We start from the raw sequence: 20,548 nt of genomic DNA on the forward strand, positions 1-20,548 counted from the left end.
TCTCTTATTCAACTAACCTGCCCAGTTTGTTCAATAAGAAAAACAGCGATATTCTTAATTGAACGATCGCTGTCCGAACCATGTTTTAATAATTTAAATAATTCCATACTTTTTTAATGCGTAATCAATTCCATCTTCACTTGATGGTTTAGTAACAAAATCCGCAACATTTTTCAATTTTTCGTTTCCATTCCCCATTGCTATACCTAGCCCTACCAATTCCAACATATCAATATCATTTTCACCGTCACCAAAAGCGATAGCTTCCGATTTATTGATACCAAAGAAATCTAAAGTTTTCACTATAGCAAGAGACTTTGAAACATCCTCCTGCATAACATTTAACACATAAGGATGCCATCTTTTAAATGTTAGATGCGGAAACTTTTCTTTATACTTCTCAACTGTTTCATCATTTGCAAACAAACACAATAAAAATACGTCTTCTTTATGAATTGAGCCATTAGTTTCAGGATACTCATTCAGAGACAAAGTTTCCTTTAAGGCCGTTAATATTTCCTTCTCTGTTACACCATTCATACTAAATTCTTCTGTATAGAATGACAAACCGTTATTCTCTAATTTGGCAAATTCCATAACTTCTTGAATAATACTTTTATTCAGTGGTACTTTATGTATAACTTCTTGAATGTGCTTAACGTATCCACCATTTGCTGTTATAAATGTTTCTATACCTAATTCCTGTAATTCCTTACACATTGATAACGGTCTTCCTGTTGCAGCTACCACCTTTATCCCTTTGTTCTTCAAAGTTTTTATAGCTTCAATAGTAGAATAATGAATGCTGCCATCTATGTGATGTGTAATAGTCCCATCAACATCGAAAAAAACAATTTTATAACTCATAAAAATCTCCCTAAATATAGTTCCAATAAAAGTAAATACCTTTCTAATATTCGACCTCCAAACAGAGAATCCTTCTTCAACTAAACTGCCCCGTAAGCATAATAAGGATTTCACTAATAAGATCGTTAATCAAAAATGTACACAGTACATACTTCTTACAGCAAAAAAAGAATCATCAAGTTTCAGAATACCCTTTCAATATATGGAGAAATTAAAAACACCATATTATCGAAGGAGGAAACCAGGGTGAAATTTAGCAAAATATTTTTGGCGTGTTTATTTACACTTTCAGTTATGACAGGTTGTACCGTAGATAAGGATAATGGGGAGCGGGCTAACGGACCGAAGACTCAAAATATAGGTGATAACAAAGAAATCAGTAATTATGAAAAAAACAAAGCAAGAGTGAGCACAGTCGAAGAAACGGATAATATTGCAACCCCTGTAAAAAATGATGAACCAACATCTCGTAGAATTAACCACTTTAAAGATATTGCCATGTACTATTACTGGCATGGCGGGGACATTAAACAGGCAGAAAAAGATATTTTTAAAGGAATTACCCTAAAAGGAAAATATGATGTGGTCGAAAATGCTTTTAGAGAGGCAACACTTTTGGATCCATATGATCTGGATTTAAAATTCTCGCTTGCATCCACACAACTGATTCAAAAAAAATACCCAGAAACGCTGCAAACCTTTACCCAGATATTGAACTTGGATCCAAATAATTTCAAGGCAAATCTACTTTATGGGGCATACTCAAAAGTTAATGGGGATCAGAATTCATATAAAAGATCTATGTCTAAATTAAGGCAGATTGATTCAGCCAGGTCACGTGTTTATGAACAAAAATTAGCATCTGCTGATTCACTGATGAAGGTGAAAATAAACACGTCACCTCCTGCTGATTTGCCGCAACAGAACCATGCCATTGTCATCCTTGGATATGCTCTTGCAGATGATGGAACCATGAAAGAACCGCTAATCGAACGCTTAAAGGCAGGGCTTGCCATTGCTAAAAAATATCCTAATTCAAAAATCATTGTAACAGGCGGAGTACCGAAGCAAGGGGTTACTGAAGCAGATGCGATGAATAAGTGGCTCACTGAACAGGGGGTTGCCCAAGAAAGAATATTACTTGAAAATAAATCAACAGATACAGTGGAAAACGCCCTTTTTTCAACAGCAATCCTGGAAAAACAGGGATTAAAAGACGTTACGATTGTGACAAGTGCAAGCCACATTCGAAGAGCGTTAACAGTGTTTAATGAGACCAGTAAATTTTTTGGGAGGATGAATAACAAAAACACTGACCGTAACTTTACAAATGTTGTTTATTTAGATTATCCGTCCGTAGAAGAAGCACAAAAAGTATCTAAAGACGAGATTTTTGTTATCTACCGTGACCTGTTTAGAGCTTCTGGAATCTGGCAATATCCTGGGCTTCAAAGATAAACCAAAATTCACATACTAAACATTATTGTATTTAGGAAAAGTTCTTGAATTAAATGATATTCTCCCTCCTGTGTCTGCTGTCACACGGGAGGGATTATTTATTTGTAAGCTAAAATAAGTTAATAGCAATCCTGCCCTGTTTTTTCAATAAGGACTACTTTGAAAGTTCATTTGAGTATTAATTATTTTTCTTTATCTTCTTCAACTCCCTCAGTTTAATACGATTATCTCACGAATACTCGCTTATTCGCAGGATTTCATCCGTCTAGAATCTATATTTCTAAATCGGAAGGAGTTGTTTTGGGACAATTGCACCTATCCAAGTTGGAGTTGGAGATAGATGCCCTTGCTAAAGAAGTTGAAGAAAATAATATTATCAAATTTATCCCTGGTATCGGAGAAAAGATCGCTGCCACGATAATTTCTGAAATTGGGGAGATAGATCGATTTACTGATCCTAAAAAGCTCGTGGCTTTCGCTGGGGTAGACCCTAGTGTATACGAATCTGATAAGTTTACGGCCACCCAGAATCGGATTACGAAACGAGGTTCCAGCAGGCTCCGTCACGCCTTATATATGGCAGTTCGTTGTGCCATACGCGATTGTCGTAAAAGAAAACGTCGGACGAAATACTCCCCCGAAATAAGAGAATGCTGGAGTTTTACAACAAGAAACGTGAAGAGGGAAAGCCTTAAAGCAGCTGGTTATCGCTTGTGTGAATAAACACTTACATTGGATTTTTGCCCTATTAAAAAACAGAAGAACTTTCCAAGATATAGATTAGAATATACATCTAACTAAATAACGAAAAACCTTCCAGTCCTGAGAAGTAGGAAGGTTATTTGGTATACCCTTTTAGTATATCACGAGTGAATTTTAGATTTTAATGAAAAATATTGACAAACTATTAGCTGGTTTTGTTCAATAAGGAATGCATGCTTTTTTATTTTGTAATTACTGCGTCGTGCTTTATTACTCATGTAAATGATACCGTAATTCTAGACATCTTATTTAAGGCTTAACAAAACAATTCATTCCAAAAACCCACCAATAACTCCCTGTCTATTCCATTTTTATTTACAAAAAACCAGACAAGCACTTCCTTTAGAAAGGCTTTGTCTGGTTATTGCCCAATATAATAAAAATTACCACTTGATATGCTGCTTCGAAGGAATTGGATCGTTTTTAATCAAGTACTCCTGAAGAGCAGGAAGGTCATCTGTATTGATCAAATCTACCCCGGCTTTTAATAACTCATTCCAGACCCCCATACGGTTTGGCAGCGGCATATCAGGGGTTGCCCAGAAACGAACCATTTGTCCGTTTGCATGTGCCGTTTCAACTATTTCTTCAAGCTTATCACGTTCAGCTTTTGGCATCTCGCCAATACCCTGCCAAGTGAAGTGTTTTGTCCATTTGTCACTGATTACCGGCATAAATTCATTACGGGTACCCGTTCCCAAGTCACTCATGCGGCCATCATATGCGGCGTACCGGATTTTCTGGTTTTCCATCAACTCACGTTCACGGTTTCCGGAAATAATAACTGTAATAGATCCCTGCTTTACCTTTGACTTTGAAAATTTTGTCAGTATTTCTTTATACTCGGTAAGTTGTTTATGGATTTCTTCATATGTTACTTTACCTTCCGATTTAACATCAATCCATAGTAAAAAATCTTGGCCCCCTTGATAAACAGAACCTTTGTTTTCCTTTACTTTCTTCTTAAGTGGATCTAGATAAAGCGACTGTAACGTTCGTTCTGGTTTTACGTCAATCACATCATGGGCTACGAGCAGCTCGCCATCTTTAAGCCAAACATCCGCTTCCACACTCGTATATCCATGATCCAGTGCGTCATTTAGAGGGCGTGTGTGCTCGTAGTCATTATGTGCATGCGCTTTTGAAAGTGGAACGATTGTTTCCGATTCATTTTCTGCTATTTTTGCAGCAGCCGTTATTGATGATGAAAAAGGCATCGTTACAGCCACCGCTAAAGACATTGTTAACCACCATTTTTTCATGTTCATATCCTCCTAATCGTTTACAGGTATACTAATAGAACTTTTTTTAAGGTAAAAGCAGGATTGCATCTCCAATCTCACGTTCACCTGATAAATCGGAAGGTCTGGTAACCAGTTCATGCCCTACAGTCATTCCTGTTGAACCGCCACCATCTAGATTCAAGGCATCGACTGCGCCAAGTGAATTCATGATTGCTGCACTCTCTTCAAAGTTCGCACCCACACTAAACCCAGGAGCACGCCCGTTGACCGTCACAAAAAGGAGATTGCCGTCTGCCTTAATTCCCACTAGAGTCCTTGGATTTCTTCGTTCACCGAAACGGTAGTAAAACTCCGGATTTTCTTTCCAATGGAAGCCCTCTGCCACGGTGTTTATAGATATCTTTCCATCTTTCAGCAGTCGCGGCCCGCCGTTGATGATATTAGTTGTTTTCTTTACCTTCAGCGGTTTTCCATCCGCCGTAATTTCATTGGAAACCGCAACCTTCATACCAAGCCGGGCATGTTCAAGGAGCCAGTCAGCAGCCTCATCTGTACCACTGAGCACCATACCATCCTTAGGAATAGCGCCTCCCCGAGTAGTTCTAATCTCCATAACTTTCCCGGACTTGTTTAAGACCGCTTCTACTCCTTCACCAGCTTCCGTGTTTTTACCAAATTCCGTTGTAAAAACAACCAGTTCGCTTGAGTCCGTGCAGGTATAGTCATGTTTCGGTTCTTCTGTTGGACTGTCTCCACCGGTTCCACCACAGCCCCGGATTAATCCGGGCTTGCGATTGAATCCATCAACTTCCCGGACTGAACCGTCCGATGAAGCAGCCTTTTGAGTTGTCGAAACAGCTGCAATGTCTGCTTTATTTCCATCAGAAGAAAAGATAAAACTGGAACGTCCGTTAACCGCCTCACTTAGCAGTTTTCCACCTACAAGGGAAATCCCTGCCAGATCTCCCGGTGTTCCATCATTTTCCCCAACAACAAAATAGCCACCGTTTATCCCGGCTGCTGCTTGATTGCGGGCTGCCATTGCAGTCAGTTTTTCTTTGCCAGAAATCTCGTCATTACTTAGTTCAGGAACAATACTTCCCTTATAAATTCTCGGATTTACTTCTAAAACATTCACAACCCATGGACCGGAAGTCATTTGGCCATCTTCACCACTAAATACAACTCTAAGTCCTGTATAACCCGCAGCAGTCAATTTCTGCTGTAACTCTTTAGCTTCTTGTTCACTCTTAAATTTCCCCACTCTTACAACAAAACCAAGTTCACCGTTTTCTTTGTCATCAGCAGCACGTTTTGTTATTCGCTCAACAAAAGGATGATACCCTTGATTAGAAAGTTTTTCTGAAAGAGACATGGCTTCTCTTTCCGTCTCTACAAAATCGACATCTACTGTAAAGAAGTCATTCTGTGAAGATTCCCCTCGGACAATTTTTGTATAAGTTACACCTTTTGCCAGTGTGCTTGTCTGCCTTGTTTCATGTAAATAAGGATAACCAAGCTCCAAAGGCATTTGATCGATACCCTGCTGTTTGTACTGCGAAGGTTCAGCATTCATTTCAGCTGCATGGATCGAAGGCAGACCTGATATTGACAAACTAAACGCTGTAAAAACTGGTATTAGTACTTTATGAATTGATTGCTTCAAAACTATCCCTCCTGTAAATTCTTAAGCTGCCTATATGGGCAGCCAGCGGCTCCTCTAAATCGAATTATAGGACAAGGTTATTAAGGTAAAGTAAAAGAACGATTTCAAAAGTGTGTTGAATTAGTAAATATACTATAAAGTGAATAATTTCTTGTACATTGTTTTGGGACATATCTGAGGAAGGGTGACGAACATGAGGAGAGTGAAAATTACCATTTAGAGGAACCAGATGATTGTTGGCAGTAAATAACTTTCCTATGTGAGCTGGGAAATAGGGACGGGAAATTGGGGACTGTCAGCATATACATTATAGGTTAAGCATACATAACAACAAAGGAGTAATTAAGTTATTAGGTATATATAAAACCCCGCCTAATCCTTCTGGAAGTAACCTGCCCCGTTTGTTAAATAAGGATTTCAACAAAAAGGTGCCTCAATCCTTCCTGGATCAACACACCCTTTAGTGAAGTAGTTAGTAGTATATGGCTACGTATATTGATTAAAATTCGTGTCAATTGGCATTACCGATTTAATGAATGCGATATCTTTTTCGTTAACGTTTGGTGCAAAAAACTCCATACCCCAATGTTCTGAATGAAAAATGGTGGTGGCATTTTTACTCAAAAAAATAGAGAACCATTTTATCTTCCCCTCTAAATCTAGATTGTTCCATAATAAATAATCTACAACATAAGGTGCTTTATTCCCCTTGAAAATAGTAAGATTGTTTTCCGAAATTATATCAAATGATCCTTTAAGCATTGATTTCGTTTCCTCCACAATCACATTCTCTTCATTCCAACAATGGATTTCTATAGTATCTGATTGTAATAGAAAATACTTCATCAAGGGAACCCAGTAATCAATTTTTTCATAAACAAATAAACTAAAATACAGTTGGTATTTCACTTAATACCTCATTTCGTTATTTTAATATATTTAATCTCTAATTTCTTCTTAAACTATACTGCCCCGTTAGTTCAACAAGAAAGAAAGAATTAGCCGAAAAGACTTCAGAATTTTTTTACAAGTCTTTATATGTTACACTTGTATGTGAACATAAAATTAAATACCTAGGGTGTTATCTGACTTTTATTAGTCCTTTCCCTCCGTATGAGGAAGGGAGACGAAGTAAATGTCAAAAGATTATATAGAAAAGATGCTAAAAGACCTCTGCCAGTACAGTGAAGTAGAAATTACTCATACGATTTCGAAAAATAAAAAACCAATAGTCTCAGTTAATTGCTTTAAGAATACATTTAAGTTAACATTCATTGAAAACCAATCCGCAGAAATTTACCATAATATAGAAGATACAGTATTAGCGCTTCACAATGTATTAAACAAAACTTTAGAAGAATCCACTAATTAAGTGGGTTTTTTTATTTGTCTATACTACAGTTAAACATTGAAATACACTTTTCTTGTTCGACTAACCTGCCCCGTTTGTTAAATAAGAAGAAATTCAACAAAAAAGGCGTTAATCCTTCCTGGATCAACACACCCGTTAGCTCAGGAAGCCAAGTTTTTATAAAGGCAAACTCATAGAAACTGTTCTTATGCTAAAGCCCATTTTTTCGTAAAATTTAATGGCTTGATTCCCTGCAAATGCACTAAGAAGAATCTCAGAATATCCATTTCGTCTTAGTTGCTCAATGCCAGATTTCATTAATTGTTTAGATACTCCATTTCCTCTAAATTCTTCTACAACAAATAGTTCATAAATAAATCCATTCTTCTTTTCAGTAAATTGGTCTTTACTCGACCCTATAAGAATCCAGCCCATTAAATTACCGTTCTCGGTTGCGATTAAATAATAGCTTCCCTTTTCCAATAGTGGTTCAATAAGACGTCTAATTTTTTCGCTCGTGGGTTTTACTTCACCCAATGTCCCATCATATATAGCTTGTGGAGAAATTGAAAAAATCTTCTTGAGCTCCAAATCATCTGGCTTTCTAATATCCATTTATTAAGTACAATCCTTTCTTTAAATCCCCTTTTATAATGGTTTATAATGTCCCTCTGTAATTCTTTTAAATCTATACTTTCTATTTACTTATTCAACTAACCTGCCCCGTTAGTCGAAGAAAACTAATTATTCTCCGTCCTATTATTAAGTTTAATCAATGCTTCATTTACTTCTTTTCTTAATTGTTGTTCTGAAATTTCAAAGGCTGTTTCTTGCCCTGGAAGACACTCGTGCCAGTAACTATCCGCCGCCTCAAATACTCCATTTAAGATTTCAAACTGTTTCTTATCTAATCGGTCATTCCATTTTTTATAATTGCGTAGATATTCTGTCTGAAATTGATCGGCTGACATCTCTCCACTAAGGAAACTGTCCATTAGTAATATATATTTTTCTAACATTTCAACCTCCATTAATATAGGAGTATTCTTGTTTCACTTACCTGCCCCGTTTGTTCAATAAGGAATTCAACAAAAAAGGCCGCTAATCCTCCCTGGATCAACGCACCCGTTAGCTGAATAAGAACCCGCTAATTCAACAGGTTCGTTCTTCTTTATTTTCCTACTAAAACAAAGACATTCCCATCTGGTGCTCGCATTACAGCAACATAACCACCTAAAGAATTAGGGAAAGGAGTGCGAATCCATTGAACCTCAGGATTAGATTTTAATGCTTTGTAAGTCCGCCGAACGTCTTCACAAACAATCTCGGTCTCAGCAAAATTCAAATTGGGGTTATTTTTTAACACCAACTCAGAATTACCATCAGGAAATTACCCCAGCATACGAGAAGTTAATACTGAAATAATTAAATACTGGGAGTATAGAGCGGAAAGCCGCTGCTTTTCTGAACTGGAGTGCAATTAATAAATCCCGTCTATGACGGGATTTTATTCTTGGAACATCAAGTTGTCAATTTCGTCTGCTGTCATGTTCAGTTTCTCACCTGCATCCTTAAGTGCTGAAAGCGATTTTGATGCATTGCTGTCCGCTTTGTATCTGTAATAATCAAGATCGGTTTGAAGGGATTTCTCCTTTGGATTATCAATGATGTTTTTGGCTGTTTGCAATTCGAACCTTCTGTAATGGTATGATTCTTTGATGGCCGATAAAGCCTCATGCAATTCGCCTCTAATTTCTTTCGGATAGTCAGAGGTGTCGAATTCCCATAATAAGGAGATGGCTTCACTGAGAGCGGCTTGTGCATTGTCCGCTGCATCATAGGCTTCTTTAACAGTTGCTTCGCCATTGTAAGTTAGTGTGTCAATTCTTCGGTATTCTTCTAAGGAAGCTGTCACTTCTTCATCAGAGTAAATTTTTACGAATTCTTTAAAGGCTTCCTGTTTTTGATTAGTTTCCTGAAAACCAATGAACATGAAAACCATCCCTACAACAAGAGATACAACTCCCAACACAAGATGCCCATTGATTTTATTCAAAAAGCTAATATATAGAAAAATAACCCCGACTAAAACGAACAGAAGTCCAAAAATGGATACCATTTTCTCTCTCACCTCTTCTTTTTTTCATTATAGTCGAAAATCTTTACATGTCAGTTTATTCTTTTCATTCAATTACTGCCAATATTTATTACATACCAATAAGTTTCCATTGTTTTTCTTCGTCTTGAAACGCTTCCCAGGCTTTTGTTAAACCTAATGATTGATAGAACTTTACCGACTTTTCAATGTCTTCTGTATGAATTGCGACACATTCTATTCTTTTCCACATCATCATTTACCTCCTTTAAAACAGGAACTTACGTTCCTTGATATGATAAACCGAATTTATCCAGAAAGACAGGATATTTATTAAATTATCCTACCCCGTTTGTTCAATAAGGAATTCAACAAAAAGATGCCTCAATCCTGACTGGTTCAACGCAGCCGTTAGCTTAAAAAGCCTTTGTGCTAAGTATTTATTTAATAAGAAAAATATTCACTAAAAAACATATTAAAATAATTGCTAAACAAATAATATTGAAAATCCTGTATCTGTTCCAATATTTTTTAAGTCTATCCTTAACTCCTTTGTTGAATTTAAAGCGATAATGACAATTAAAAATGAAATGAAATCGAAATACACAGTATTAAAAAAGTGATTCATAATTGGTGTGAGTATTGCTAGGATAATAATTAATATCCAAAACCATCTTTTTTCATTTGCCTTCAATCAGACACCTCCAATTGTTGAAAAAATACCTGGTTTATTTATAGAGATTGCTTACTTCAGGTTCTTCATCTTAAGCTAACCTGCCCCGTTTGTACATAAGTTCAAAAAAAATGCGACAATCCTTCCTGGATCATCGCGCCCTTTACTCTAAATACATTTATTCATAATGTTTCAAATAGTTTCCTTTTATTAAAAAGTTTTTGAGTGCCATTAATTATGTTTAATAATTAGTCAATTATCAACACAAGTTTACCATTTCCTATACCTTTTGTTAGTTGTTCAAAGCCCTGCGACGCTTGCTGGAGCGGCAAAGTTGTGCCAATAATCGGACGAAGTGCACCACTTGTTAGCATGCCAATTACACCATGAATGCTTCGTTCATATTCATCTTTTGGTGCGTTCCAAAGTGCTGTTGCTAAAATATCACATTCCTTTTGCATTGCAAGACGTGGATTTATTTCTACGGAACCGCGATTTCCAATAATTACAATTTTACCAAATGAAGCAATCAGCTTTAAATCGGTTTCTAAATTCTTATTTGCTAAAAACTCAATAATTACATCTGGTCCTCTGCCATCTGTCAAGGATATTACATCTTCAATCGTTGCTTCTGTCACATGATCAATGACAAAATCTGCACCAGCTTGCTGAACCATTTTTTTACCCTCTGGCTTACTTGCTGTTCCAATCACTTTAGCACCGTGAAATTTGGCCATTTGCACAATCTGTAATCCAACCCCACCACTAGCCCCATGAATAAACACGGTTTGACCAGGCTTAAGACAGGCACGTTGAAATAGTGCACGATATGCGGTTAATGCAGGGACCCCTAATGCCGCACCTTGTTCAAAAGATACATGGTCTGGTAATGGATGAACCAAAGTTGCATCACATACTACTTTTTCTGCAAATGTACCTGTATTTTTACTTCTCATTAAGGACGCAATAAATACACGATCACCAACACGGACATTTGTGACTTCTTCTCCAATAGCCTCCACAATCCCTGCACCGTCTATGCCTGGGGTAAAAGGCAACTGAGGTATACAAAACGCATATGTACCTGATAATGTGTAAGTATCACTCGGATTGACGCCCGCCGCATATAACCGAACACATACCTCTCCATTTCCTGCTACTACATCCTCAACGTCTGTAAATTCTAATTTCTCAGGTCCACCAAATTGTTTAACTTGAATTGTTTTCATGTTCCAAACCTCCTCGTTAGTTATATTAAAAGTCAACTTCCAGTATTCAAAAAGTTCCTCAACTAACCTGCCCCGTTTGTTCAATAAGGACTTCTACAAAAAAGGCGTTAATCCTTCCTGGATCAACGCACCTTTAGTAAAGTAATTGAGTATTATTAAGATTCCTTTCAAACATTGTCTTCATATTCAATATTGAATGTACCACCTTTAACAGTAAAAATGATAAGTCTCATACTTCCCCATCTTTCACCCTGTGCATTCTCCTCAGATAATGCCTGAATCTCAATCTCATACTTTCTAGCCTTATGTAAAATGATTGATTTTGTTTACTTATTAATATATATTAGTCGGGCGACGAGCAATAAAAACGTACTCTCGTCCTTGACGATCAGGGGCTTCTCTTACATCTTCCACAGACAGTTCTACTTCTCTAAGAGATTTGGTAATTTCCTCAAGGCTCCTAAACCGCAAAGTGGAGTCAGACGTGATAACGGCACCATCATTCTCGAAAACATAAGTCCATCGAAAAGACACCAAGGAGTCTCGAACATCAATAACATCTACCCATCCCTCGACAATACCGCATTTGGGTACATCCATCCGCTGATAAGTATTCTCCTTATTCCATTCTAGCCACGCCTGTGACTCAGGTTTCCGTGTTTCAAACACCAATCTTCCACCTGGACGTAATACCCCCCGAATTGCTTGCAGTGTGTCTTTCCACTCTTCATCTGTCAGAAAAACCTGAGCAACATTAGCAGTCATCGTTACAAGGTCAACCTTCAATGGTGGAAGGTCATGTGCATTACCGTGAATCCATTTAACACCCTCAGACCAATGTTTTGTTTTAGCTACCTTTAGTGATGCTTCGGCTGGCTCTAGTCCAATAACCTCTATGCCTTTGGCTGCTAAACCACAAGCAAAAGTTCCAGTTCCACAACCAATGTCTAGTACAGAACTTGCTCCAAACTCATTAACCATAGACTCGTAAGCATCTAAATCAGAACGGTCAGGGTCAAATGGGTCATAGATAAAAGCCAGTCTTGGATTCTCAAATATTTCATCAGCCATCAAAGTTACCCCTCATTCAATTAATCAAATATTCGACCCTATATCACTATTCCCTCTTCTTCAAGTAACCTGCCCCGTTAGTTGAAGAAGAAAAAAGGCAGCTGATTTTTAGCCGCCTTCATTAAAGATTTATTAAATCATTTTCATTTCGACTTTTCGTATACCTTTTGCCTTTTTTGTCTCACTAAGGAATTTCCAAACGCCATTATTTATTTGTTTAATTTTTCTTTCAGCAATTTCTTTACGAAATAAAGTTGCGTCACAAAAATTATCCATTGCTAGTAAGCTCAGTTCTTCTCCATCTACAAATTGACCCCATAACGCAAAAGTTTCATCTTCAAGTTCGACAACATATCTCTCGATATAATTCATATAATCCTTCCATTCTTTAACTGTTCGATTCCGTTGCGAAAACATCATTATTATCCATATATTTTTCTATACTTGCTAATAGAAATCCTTCTTCAACTAACCTGCCCCTTTAGTAAAGGAAGAATTTATGACTATCTGTTACAGCAGTTTACTCCAATCAATTTGTCATCACGGATTGTACAACCATATTCTTTATAATTAATCCTACTTCTACAAAGGTTACATTCATCTTGCCAACCTTCTTTTCTCCACTTTGCTAATATACTTAAACTTGCTCTATTACAATATGCAGTCCATTCATAGTTGTCCATGTTGAGTTCATCCTTCGGTTGCCTTATCAATTTACCTTCATGGAATTCTTCAATTACTTCATCCAAAATATTTAGCATGATCTTCACTTACTCTACCTTCATTAATCATTTGAAAAATATCTATCAAGTAAATCACCATCCTTTAACCTATTTTCTTGTTGAACTAACCTGCTCCGTTAGTGGAACAAGCAAAAAAAGGGCTGCCGCAGCAGCTCCTTCTTAAGCTCAAGCACCCGTTAGCTTAATAATTTACTCATTTTTAGCAGTGTATTTTTTATACCATTCAAGACCTGATGACCACTCTTTGACGGGGTTCTTATCTCCTAATATTTCGACACACGCAGCAGCCATTATATACTCTTTTAATCCGTTTTCCTTACCCTCTTTAAACTTATCTAAAAAGTGATTTAATGCAATTTGTTTACCTGAAACTATGTTATTAAAATCTTCCAAGTTAGCTGTTATGTAGTCATTTGGATTTGAAGATGTTTTATTAACGATATTTGAGTTTACAATTGAACTTAGGTCTTGTTCTATTTGTTGTATTATGTCCCTTTCTTTTTCGCTATTAGAACTACAAGCAGTTAATAACATTAAAATACAAATAAATATAACCTTTTTCATAATTCCTTCTTCAAGTAACCTGCCACGGTGCAGTAAGTAAAAAAGCGTATCTGCCCATTGTAGATACGCACCATTTCCCTAAATAAATTAGTTGATAATTTTCTTCATTCTAATTCGATTTAAAATTTGATAATAAATTATTAGGGCAGTTGCTATACTTGCTAAACCACAAATTAAGAACAAAGGGAACATTATACGACCACCGACTGTCGGAGAATTAGAAGTAAAATAACTAAACAAAAATAATCCTCCACCTAAAAAGAACAGGTAATAAGCAAACCAATTCTTCTCTTTCTTTAAGATATAGTATCCAATAAGAACTAATAAATATAAACTACTCAAAACCATAATAATGGGGAAGGTGGGTTGAAATTTAGCAGAATAAACAAAGTAATCCAATTGTGATATGTCGGCTGAATTACCTACTCCACCATACAGTAGCTGTGTAAATGGTGTAGAATAGCTCCATTCCCAAGGATTATCCAAAATCGCACTACCTTCATACCAAGCAACAGCAGTAGAAAACAAAAGTAAAATAGAGGAAACACCGAATTGAATTATAATCTTAATCATATTAAATGACCTCCAATATTCCATTGTTTCTTAAATACTAACATATTATAGGTTGTATTTGGGCTAATTTTCCATTTACTTGTTAAACTAACCTGCCCCCAATAGCACAATATGAAAAAGCCGTCTTATGACGGCTCTGACTCCAGAGAACGAACCTGTAATGAATATGGATAACAATATATCACGGAATATAGTTGATATCCTATTCAAACACTTACGAAGCTATCCTTTAACACCAAATCAAGTACTGCCTGCTGTAAAGTTCCAAATATCTGAATTAGGGATAAATCGGCTCCGAGCTGAACAACACTTTGGGCAATTTCGGGTCTTATTCCCGTTACAATAGAACGAACACCAAGCAAACCAAGTACGGCACTAGTTTCAAACAGACATTGGATTACCATTGCATCAAGTTCATAGATGCCTGAAAAATCGCTAATCAAAGTATGGACACTTTGTTCCTTTACTTTTAAAGGCACATGTTCTAAGATATAATTCGCTCTTTCATAATTGATAGAACCTACTAGGGGTAACACAGCGACCCCTTCCAATATAGGGACGACTGGAGCTGATAGTGTGTTAATTTCTTTGGACACTTTTTCGAGTGATCTTTCGATTTCTTTACGCTTTGTTATATCTCTGACGACAGATTGAATCGCTTTTTTATCCTCATACAAAACAGGAGTACAGTTTGTTTCTACATCAACTAGTGAACCATCAAACCGTCTTAATTGTTTTTCGATAGTTCCTGTTGGTTTATTTTCATCAAGGATCGATTTTGTGTGCCTTACTGTCAGCTCTCTATACTCCTCGGGTACGATATCGAATACAGATTTACCTATAACTTCCTCACTGGAAGCGGCCCGTAAAAAGTCTACTCCTGAAGGGTTTATATACTTAAATTTCCCATCTTGTTGAATAATAATTGCCTCCGTGGTCGATTCCACGATTTGACGATACAATTTTTCATCAGTATTATTTCCCATGAAAATCCATCACTCCTTAGCAAAAGCTATATGTTTTCAACTAAGAACATTATACAATAAGTGAATAATTATTGTATTTTATGCCCCTTATCTGTGCTTATTAGTTTAAAAATCCTTGTTCAACTAACCTGCCCCGTTTGTCTAATAAGGGATTCAACAAAAAAGGCGGCTAATCCTGCCTTGATCAACGCACCCGTTAATTGAATAAGGATTTTACTTTTCCAGTTAAATTATCTAAGAAAATTCTTAATTTAAAGGGATATCTTTCTGGTATATACAATATAGTTTGTACTCATCCTTTGAGCTTTTTTCTTTTTTTCTTTTTCTTGAGTTTTCTTTTTAACTTTGGCTTTATCCAGAAAAGAAAGCGGTCATAATCTTTTTTTTGCAAGATGACTATCCAAATAAAAGCGAATAGTTCCCACAGCACTCTACAAACAAGAAATGCAAGGCTAATGTAAGCCACCCAAGTTAATATAAATTCTATGGGGTCACCATTCATTACAACCCTCCTTTATTTTTACTCGGTTCCAATATTCCCTCTAATATGTTTCTATGTTCTAAATAAACTTTTTATCTCTAGTTTTCTAAGCTCATACTTCAACTAACCTGCCCCTTTAGTTCCATAAGAAATTCCACAAAAAGAGCATCAATCCTTCTTGGATCAATGCCTCTGATAGTTTAAAAACAATAATTAAAGTTGAACCTTCTCAAAATGTTCAACTATTGGAAATGGGTCATAAAAATGATGTAATTGCTTTTTCCATTGTTGATACTCATTGGATTGTCTAAATCCAACTGTATGGTCTTCTAATGATCCCCACTGAACCAGTAGTAAATATTTCCCCTCAACTTCCATACATCGTTGAAGATTGTGTGATATGTAGCCTTTCATTGAAGAAATAATTTTGGAAGCCCCACGAAATGCTTCTTCATATTCTGCTTCCATACCTACCTTAACTTGGAGCATAACAGCTTCCAATATCATTAATCCCCCCCCTTTCCAACAGTATAACATTACGACTTTTCCAGTTACTTTATTGAACTAACCTGCTTCTTTAGTTTAACAAAAAAAGTTTCACCACGGCGATCCAACCTTTTACCCTTGCATCTTTAAAGGAGCAATTTGCATCCGATAGATAAAGTTAGTATTAAATAAAAATATTTGGGAATTAAAATAAATAGATCATTATTTTTTAGGAGTGAAAATATATGGCGGACTTAGGATTGTTACTAATACGGTTAATGGTTGGGTTTGTATTTCTTTTTTATGGTTCGCAAAAACTTTTCGGCTGGTTTGGTGGTCACGGTATTAAAGGGACTGGAGGATGGTTTGAATCAATTGGGATAAAACCAGGGGTTGCCATTGCTACGTTTAGTGGGATTGCAGAGTTACTTGCAGGAATTTTATTTATATTGGGAATATTTCTACCCTTGGGGGCTGTCCTGATTGTTGTAGTAATGTTAGGATCTATTGTTAGGGTTCACGGTCCAAAAGGTTTTTCTGTCACAGCTGGAGGATTTGAATATAACCTATTCTTAATAGTAGTCTCGGTCGGTTTAGCGATGATTGGACCAGGAGATTATTCATTAGGCGGATTTTAACAATCTAAAAATGATGTTCCTATGTAGGCATCGGGTACCTGTTAATATTAGCAGGTACCTTTATAAATTTTAGGTATTATTCTACTAAACTGCCCCGTTGTTCAATAAGGAAGGATTCAACAAAACAGGCAGCCCATCCTTTCTTGGGTTAACACACCAATTAGTTAAAGATTTGTTTTCTAAGAATTGGTTTTATATTCTGTTTCCCAAGATCAACTGATGTCTCTATTTAACCAATTATTTGATTAATATTAAAAACATTAAGTTTTTCATTTAGAACTTCTTTATCGTACTCCATATCTCCTAATACATAAGGAACAAATTTTTCAACATCTTTGAAAGTTACCTCATCCAAATCTAAGATTGTAGGAAAATGACTAAATGATTTTCTCAATTCATCTGTAAAACCATAGTGTTCTAATAACTTTCCATTTAGTAATCGGAAATCATTATGGTATAACTTATATAACCCTTCATCAGCATCCATTCTGTTCCTTTACCAAGAAAGGTAAAATCCTCTTAACCATATTTCATCAGCAATTAAATGTGCAAAGTACCCCAATATATAAGGGTTTTCTACTTGTGAACCATATTTATGTAAAAATCCTTTATAATCAACACTTCTTGAATAATCTTGCACTTCACCTATAAAGAAATGTGATAAGTTTTTTTCTTCGTGTGAAAAAACAGCGTCTGGAGCAATGCTGCCAAGCAAAAATGATGTTAAGCTTTCGATTGATAAAGCCTCTGCAATTTTTTTACCAATAATCGAATGCATTATTCTTGAACCCAAATTACTCTCCCCTTTTTTTATTAATCATCTATTTTAGTTCAAGAATGGTGTTAAAAATTTCTTTACTCCCCAACTCTTCTTTAACTAATCTGCCCCGTTTGTTCAAAAATGCGTTAATACGTTCTACATCAACTACCCGTTAAATTAATTCGATAGAGAATTGCACCTCTATAGAGCCACTAGTATTTATTTCTCTTCCCGGTATATCCAATGCATTAAGTGTTTTACCAATCAAAACCCTTACCTACAACAGTCTTTTTATCCAGGGCAATATAAACCACTAGATTTCCTGAAGAGTCAGTTTGCGTATTTCTAAACATAATTTGGTAAATCTCATCTTTGTCGTACTTTTTATTAAGTTTCGTTTTTATGTCCTTATTCACTTCTACCTTTTTTATTATAGAATCTTTGGGGCTTGCTGGAACTAATAGCTTTTCTTTATTAGTAAGACTTTCGAGTGCCACAAGTTCCATAGGAACCTCTTTATTTGAATCTAATACATAAAAACCAATTATTGTTATAACTAATAAAAGCAGTATTAGAGTAAATCTAAACTTTTTCAAAATATCCCCTCCTGTTTTTATTAACGTTAACAAACCTGATCCTGAAAATTAAATTGGGTTGTACATTAAGTCTTAATTTCTATAAAACAGTCAATAATTCCTCTTATTATCCAATTAAATGGGAGGAATGTATATGTTATTATCTAGTGCTTGGAAATCCTACGAAGCTGATAAACGTATTGAAGGCTTTTCACCCTATACCTTAAAAGCATATGGGATTCAGGCAAAGTTGCTCATTAGTTATTTTAAGGATCCCAATATCGATAGTTTGGACACAGAAGGATTAAAGGAATATCTTGCTACTAAAGGTAAGAACTTAAAACCCTCTAGTATGGCCCATAGGATTCGTTTTATGAAGTCATTGTTTCGCTGGTGTCACGAAGAAGGGCATATCCCCTTTAATCCAGCGGCAAAGATCAAAGTACCTAAAGCCGGCAAGAGAATCCCAAAGTTTTTATCCGAAAGGGAGATTGAACTCTTACGCGAAGCTTGTATCAGTCCTATGGAAAAGGCATTATTTGAATTTATGTTCTCGACTGGCTGCAGGATCGGGGAGATTGCCTCACTGGATTGCAATAGCATTAATTGGTCTAACCGTTCTGCCATTGTCAGGGGAAAGGGTGATAAGGAACGTGAAGTCTATTTTAATATCCGAGCTGAATTATGGGTTAAGAGATACATTGATAGCCGCCTGGATAAGGATCCAGCCATTTTTGTAACTGAGAGGAAGCCACACAGAATGAGCATTGCCCAAATAAGGTGTTACATAAAGAAAATCTCCGCTCGTGCCGGCATAAATAAGGAAATACACCCACACCAACTAAGACACAGCTATGCCACCCACTTATTAAACAATGGTGCACCAGTAGAAGTCATTCAAAGCCTTTTGGGTCACGAGAAAAGCGAAACCACTCGAATATACGCTCAATTAAGTGGAAGGCTCAGACAGGAATTTTACAAGAAATATTTCTAACAAGCTGAAGGAGCAACGCAAATCAAGCGTTGCTTTTGTACTTTTCACCCGTTAGTTTAAGTACATTAGTTCACGGATAAAGTTCTTTAATTGATTGTCCTGGTTTCAGTTTGCTGCCAATGAAGGCGGCTTTTTTTATCATGGAATTGTTTATTGTCCATCTGATACCTGAAAGAAGTGACCTATAAAACCTAAATTGTTTTTGCTCTTTTTTTGATTATTTTACACGATAAGCATCAATAATCAGAGAAGGAAAAACCAGGTTATCTCCTTGGTTTCGAGGATCGTATTTCTTGGAACGAAAAATCACCCCATCCTTTCCATCCCAATAATTCTGATGAAAATTCCCTTCCTCATCGAAGTATTCAAGGAATTTAACTTCAAATCCAGCAATTTCAAACATTTTTTTTAAAGTCTTATAATTGTGAACTATTTTATGACTAGCTGCAGGGTGTTCTTTTGGTCCAGGTCCTCCAACCTGTACAATGTTTTGGTAAGACTCATCTGGAAAATAACCATCAGGAACTGCACAACGAATGTAGCCAGAAGGCTTTAAATATTTAAAACACATTTTCGCTGACTGTATACCTTCTTCATAGGTAAGATGTTCCCAAACGTGTTCAGCAAGTATAGCAGTTATTGAACTTTTATCGAAGCTGTTTTGCCACGTAGTTTCGTCTAATAAATCTAATTCTTCTTCCTGTGTATGTAGCCAACCTGGATTATTATTATATTCTCCTGCACCAATAACCAACTTAATATCATTCTGTTTTATGCCCAACAGTTTCACCTCTTAGGAGTTATTCATTACTATTTTCGTTCTATACCATTATTTTTCCTTCTTCAGCTAAACTGCCCCGTTTGTTCAATAAGACATTAAATCATTTACTTTTTTCTAGTTAAGCAATATAGAATAACTCCAATTAGTAAAAATATTATTAGACCAGCTAAAACTCTAATTAAAGATACGTTGCCTTGGAAGGTATCATCACTTATTTGTTCGACTTTAATGACTGTCCACCAATCTTCCTCAGTGGAAAAGTATATAGCAAAGAAGAGCCAAGTTAAAAAAGATAAAAATGTGAACAAAAATACTCCTATTTTTCTATTCATGTTATTTCCCCCTTTTTAAGCTAACCTGCCCCGTTCGATAAGAATTTCAAAAAAAAGGGCGTTAATCCATCTTGGATTAACGCAACCTTAAGTTATCATAAGGACTAAAACATTTTGAGTCTAGAAATAAGAAAAACGTAACAATCCATATAAGTGCACTACCAAAATCTAATAAAAAACGCTTCTTATTTTCTTTTTTAAAATAACTTTCAATCCCAT

General features: G+C 36.1%; 27 protein-coding genes and 2 pseudogenes. 5 read left to right on the plus strand and 24 right to left on the minus strand.

The window, feature by feature from the left end:
- Positions 1 to 93: 93 nt before the first annotated feature.
- Positions 94 to 867: a Cof-type HAD-IIB family hydrolase gene (locus V7654_RS21785; RefSeq protein WP_335432944.1), complete on the minus strand. Its 774-nt coding sequence runs from the start codon at positions 865 to 867 to the stop codon at positions 94 to 96.
- Positions 868 to 1,113: 246 nt separating this feature from the next.
- Here V7654_RS21785 and V7654_RS21790 point away from each other — a divergent pair, with 246 nt between their 5' ends.
- On the plus strand, positions 1,114 to 2,325 hold the full coding sequence (locus tag V7654_RS21790) for an ElyC/SanA/YdcF family protein (RefSeq protein WP_335432945.1): 1,212 nt from the start codon (positions 1,114 to 1,116) through the stop codon (positions 2,323 to 2,325).
- Between the two features lie 312 nt (positions 2,326 to 2,637).
- A pseudogene (locus tag V7654_RS21795) lies at positions 2,638 to 3,109 on the plus strand (transposase); the annotation flags it as partial.
- 361 nt (positions 3,110 to 3,470) lie between these two features.
- Here V7654_RS21795 and V7654_RS21800 read toward each other — a convergent pair.
- The 3 genes from V7654_RS21800 to V7654_RS21810 form a co-directional block, all read right to left on the minus strand.
- Complete coding sequence (locus V7654_RS21800; RefSeq protein ID WP_335432946.1) at positions 3,471 to 4,349, minus strand: phosphatidylinositol-specific phospholipase C/glycerophosphodiester phosphodiesterase family protein; 879 nt, start codon at positions 4,347 to 4,349, stop codon at positions 3,471 to 3,473.
- 46 nt (positions 4,350 to 4,395) lie between these two features.
- Complete coding sequence (locus tag V7654_RS21805; RefSeq protein ID WP_335432947.1) at positions 4,396 to 5,997, minus strand: phosphodiester glycosidase family protein; 1,602 nt, start codon at positions 5,995 to 5,997, stop codon at positions 4,396 to 4,398.
- Positions 5,998 to 6,483: 486 nt separating this feature from the next.
- Positions 6,484 to 6,906: a hypothetical protein gene (locus tag V7654_RS21810; protein WP_335432948.1), complete on the minus strand. Its 423-nt coding sequence runs from the start codon at positions 6,904 to 6,906 to the stop codon at positions 6,484 to 6,486.
- A gap of 226 nt (positions 6,907 to 7,132) precedes the next feature.
- On the opposite strand from V7654_RS21810, the gene V7654_RS21815 reads away from it, so the two are divergent.
- Positions 7,133 to 7,369 carry a hypothetical protein gene (locus V7654_RS21815; protein ID WP_335432949.1) on the plus strand — a complete coding sequence of 79 codons (237 nt, stop codon included), beginning with the start codon at positions 7,133 to 7,135 and terminating at the stop codon, positions 7,367 to 7,369.
- Between the two features lie 156 nt (positions 7,370 to 7,525).
- Here V7654_RS21815 and V7654_RS21820 read toward each other — a convergent pair whose 3' ends face one another.
- The 15 genes and pseudogenes from V7654_RS21820 to V7654_RS21890 all read right to left on the minus strand — a co-directional run bounded on the left by V7654_RS21820 (position 7,526) and on the right by V7654_RS21890 (position 16,270).
- Positions 7,526 to 7,963, minus strand: coding sequence for a GNAT family N-acetyltransferase (locus tag V7654_RS21820; RefSeq protein ID WP_335432950.1), 438 nt, complete (start codon positions 7,961 to 7,963; stop codon positions 7,526 to 7,528).
- A 125-nt stretch (positions 7,964 to 8,088) separates the two neighbouring features.
- Positions 8,089 to 8,379, minus strand: a complete 291-nt coding sequence (locus V7654_RS21825) for a colicin immunity domain-containing protein (protein WP_335432951.1) — start codon at positions 8,377 to 8,379, stop codon at positions 8,089 to 8,091.
- A gap of 140 nt (positions 8,380 to 8,519) precedes the next feature.
- Positions 8,520 to 8,738: pseudogene (locus tag V7654_RS21830) on the minus strand (VOC family protein); the annotation flags it as partial.
- A 117-nt stretch (positions 8,739 to 8,855) separates the two neighbouring features.
- On the minus strand, positions 8,856 to 9,467 hold the full coding sequence (locus V7654_RS21835; RefSeq protein ID WP_335432952.1) for a hypothetical protein: 612 nt from the start codon (positions 9,465 to 9,467) through the stop codon (positions 8,856 to 8,858).
- An 88-nt stretch (positions 9,468 to 9,555) separates the two neighbouring features.
- Entirely contained in the window at positions 9,556 to 9,696 is a 141-nt protein-coding gene (locus V7654_RS21840; protein ID WP_335432953.1) for a VOC family protein, read from the minus strand.
- 234 nt (positions 9,697 to 9,930) lie between these two features.
- The gene (locus V7654_RS21845; RefSeq protein WP_335432954.1) at positions 9,931 to 10,137 is read right to left on the minus strand and encodes a hypothetical protein; all 207 of its coding nucleotides are present in this window, start codon (positions 10,135 to 10,137) and stop codon (positions 9,931 to 9,933) included.
- A gap of 227 nt (positions 10,138 to 10,364) precedes the next feature.
- The gene (locus V7654_RS21850) at positions 10,365 to 11,345 is read right to left on the minus strand and encodes an NADPH:quinone reductase (protein ID WP_335432955.1); all 981 of its coding nucleotides are present in this window, start codon (positions 11,343 to 11,345) and stop codon (positions 10,365 to 10,367) included.
- 333 nt (positions 11,346 to 11,678) lie between these two features.
- Complete coding sequence (locus V7654_RS21855) at positions 11,679 to 12,416, minus strand: class I SAM-dependent methyltransferase (RefSeq protein WP_335432956.1); 738 nt, start codon at positions 12,414 to 12,416, stop codon at positions 11,679 to 11,681.
- Positions 12,417 to 12,548: 132 nt separating this feature from the next.
- Positions 12,549 to 12,833, minus strand: coding sequence for a hypothetical protein (locus tag V7654_RS21860; RefSeq protein ID WP_335432957.1), 285 nt, complete (start codon positions 12,831 to 12,833; stop codon positions 12,549 to 12,551).
- 86 nt (positions 12,834 to 12,919) lie between these two features.
- Positions 12,920 to 13,165, minus strand: a complete 246-nt coding sequence (locus V7654_RS21865) for a hypothetical protein (protein ID WP_335432958.1) — start codon at positions 13,163 to 13,165, stop codon at positions 12,920 to 12,922.
- Positions 13,166 to 13,348: 183 nt separating this feature from the next.
- On the minus strand, positions 13,349 to 13,723 hold the full coding sequence (locus tag V7654_RS21870) for a hypothetical protein (RefSeq protein WP_335432959.1): 375 nt from the start codon (positions 13,721 to 13,723) through the stop codon (positions 13,349 to 13,351).
- Positions 13,724 to 13,810: 87 nt separating this feature from the next.
- Positions 13,811 to 14,296, minus strand: a complete 486-nt coding sequence (locus V7654_RS21875; RefSeq protein WP_335432960.1) for a YjdJ family protein — start codon at positions 14,294 to 14,296, stop codon at positions 13,811 to 13,813.
- 206 nt (positions 14,297 to 14,502) lie between these two features.
- Positions 14,503 to 15,282 (minus strand): PAS domain S-box protein, encoded by a 780-nt coding sequence (locus V7654_RS21880; protein ID WP_335432961.1) that lies wholly within the window; start codon positions 15,280 to 15,282, stop codon positions 14,503 to 14,505.
- Positions 15,283 to 15,574: 292 nt separating this feature from the next.
- Positions 15,575 to 15,784, minus strand: coding sequence for a hypothetical protein (locus V7654_RS21885; protein ID WP_335432962.1), 210 nt, complete (start codon positions 15,782 to 15,784; stop codon positions 15,575 to 15,577).
- Between the two features lie 192 nt (positions 15,785 to 15,976).
- Positions 15,977 to 16,270, minus strand: a complete 294-nt coding sequence (locus tag V7654_RS21890) for an antibiotic biosynthesis monooxygenase family protein (RefSeq protein WP_335432963.1) — start codon at positions 16,268 to 16,270, stop codon at positions 15,977 to 15,979.
- A gap of 224 nt (positions 16,271 to 16,494) precedes the next feature.
- On the opposite strand from V7654_RS21890, the gene V7654_RS21895 reads away from it, so the two are divergent.
- Positions 16,495 to 16,887: a DoxX family protein gene (locus tag V7654_RS21895; RefSeq protein WP_335432964.1), complete on the plus strand. Its 393-nt coding sequence runs from the start codon at positions 16,495 to 16,497 to the stop codon at positions 16,885 to 16,887.
- A 229-nt stretch (positions 16,888 to 17,116) separates the two neighbouring features.
- Here the strand turns inward: V7654_RS21895 and V7654_RS23970 are convergent, their stop codons facing one another.
- From V7654_RS23970 to V7654_RS21905, 3 genes are all read right to left on the minus strand, one after another.
- Complete coding sequence (locus V7654_RS23970; protein ID WP_438825334.1) at positions 17,117 to 17,374, minus strand: hypothetical protein; 258 nt, start codon at positions 17,372 to 17,374, stop codon at positions 17,117 to 17,119.
- Positions 17,375 to 17,383: 9 nt separating this feature from the next.
- Positions 17,384 to 17,680 carry a zinc dependent phospholipase C family protein gene (locus V7654_RS23975; RefSeq protein WP_438825335.1) on the minus strand — a complete coding sequence of 99 codons (297 nt, stop codon included), beginning with the start codon at positions 17,678 to 17,680 and terminating at the stop codon, positions 17,384 to 17,386.
- A 224-nt stretch (positions 17,681 to 17,904) separates the two neighbouring features.
- A complete protein-coding gene (locus V7654_RS21905; protein ID WP_335432965.1) occupies positions 17,905 to 18,243 on the minus strand; it encodes a hypothetical protein in 339 nt (112 codons plus the stop codon).
- A gap of 133 nt (positions 18,244 to 18,376) precedes the next feature.
- On the opposite strand from V7654_RS21905, the gene V7654_RS21910 reads away from it, so the two are divergent.
- Positions 18,377 to 19,216: a tyrosine-type recombinase/integrase gene (locus V7654_RS21910; protein ID WP_335432966.1), complete on the plus strand. Its 840-nt coding sequence runs from the start codon at positions 18,377 to 18,379 to the stop codon at positions 19,214 to 19,216.
- Positions 19,217 to 19,433: 217 nt separating this feature from the next.
- On the opposite strand, the gene V7654_RS21915 is transcribed toward V7654_RS21910, so the two are convergent.
- Positions 19,434 to 20,000, minus strand: a complete 567-nt coding sequence (locus V7654_RS21915) for a class I SAM-dependent methyltransferase (RefSeq protein ID WP_335432969.1) — start codon at positions 19,998 to 20,000, stop codon at positions 19,434 to 19,436.
- 101 nt (positions 20,001 to 20,101) lie between these two features.
- Positions 20,102 to 20,329: a hypothetical protein gene (locus V7654_RS21920; protein WP_335432967.1), complete on the minus strand. Its 228-nt coding sequence runs from the start codon at positions 20,327 to 20,329 to the stop codon at positions 20,102 to 20,104.
- Between the last annotated feature and the right edge of the window lie 219 nt (positions 20,330 to 20,548).

It is taken from the genome of Bacillus sp. JJ1609 (genome assembly GCF_036967045.1).
Classification (GTDB): Bacteria; Bacillota; Bacilli; order Bacillales; family Cytobacillaceae; genus Mesobacillus.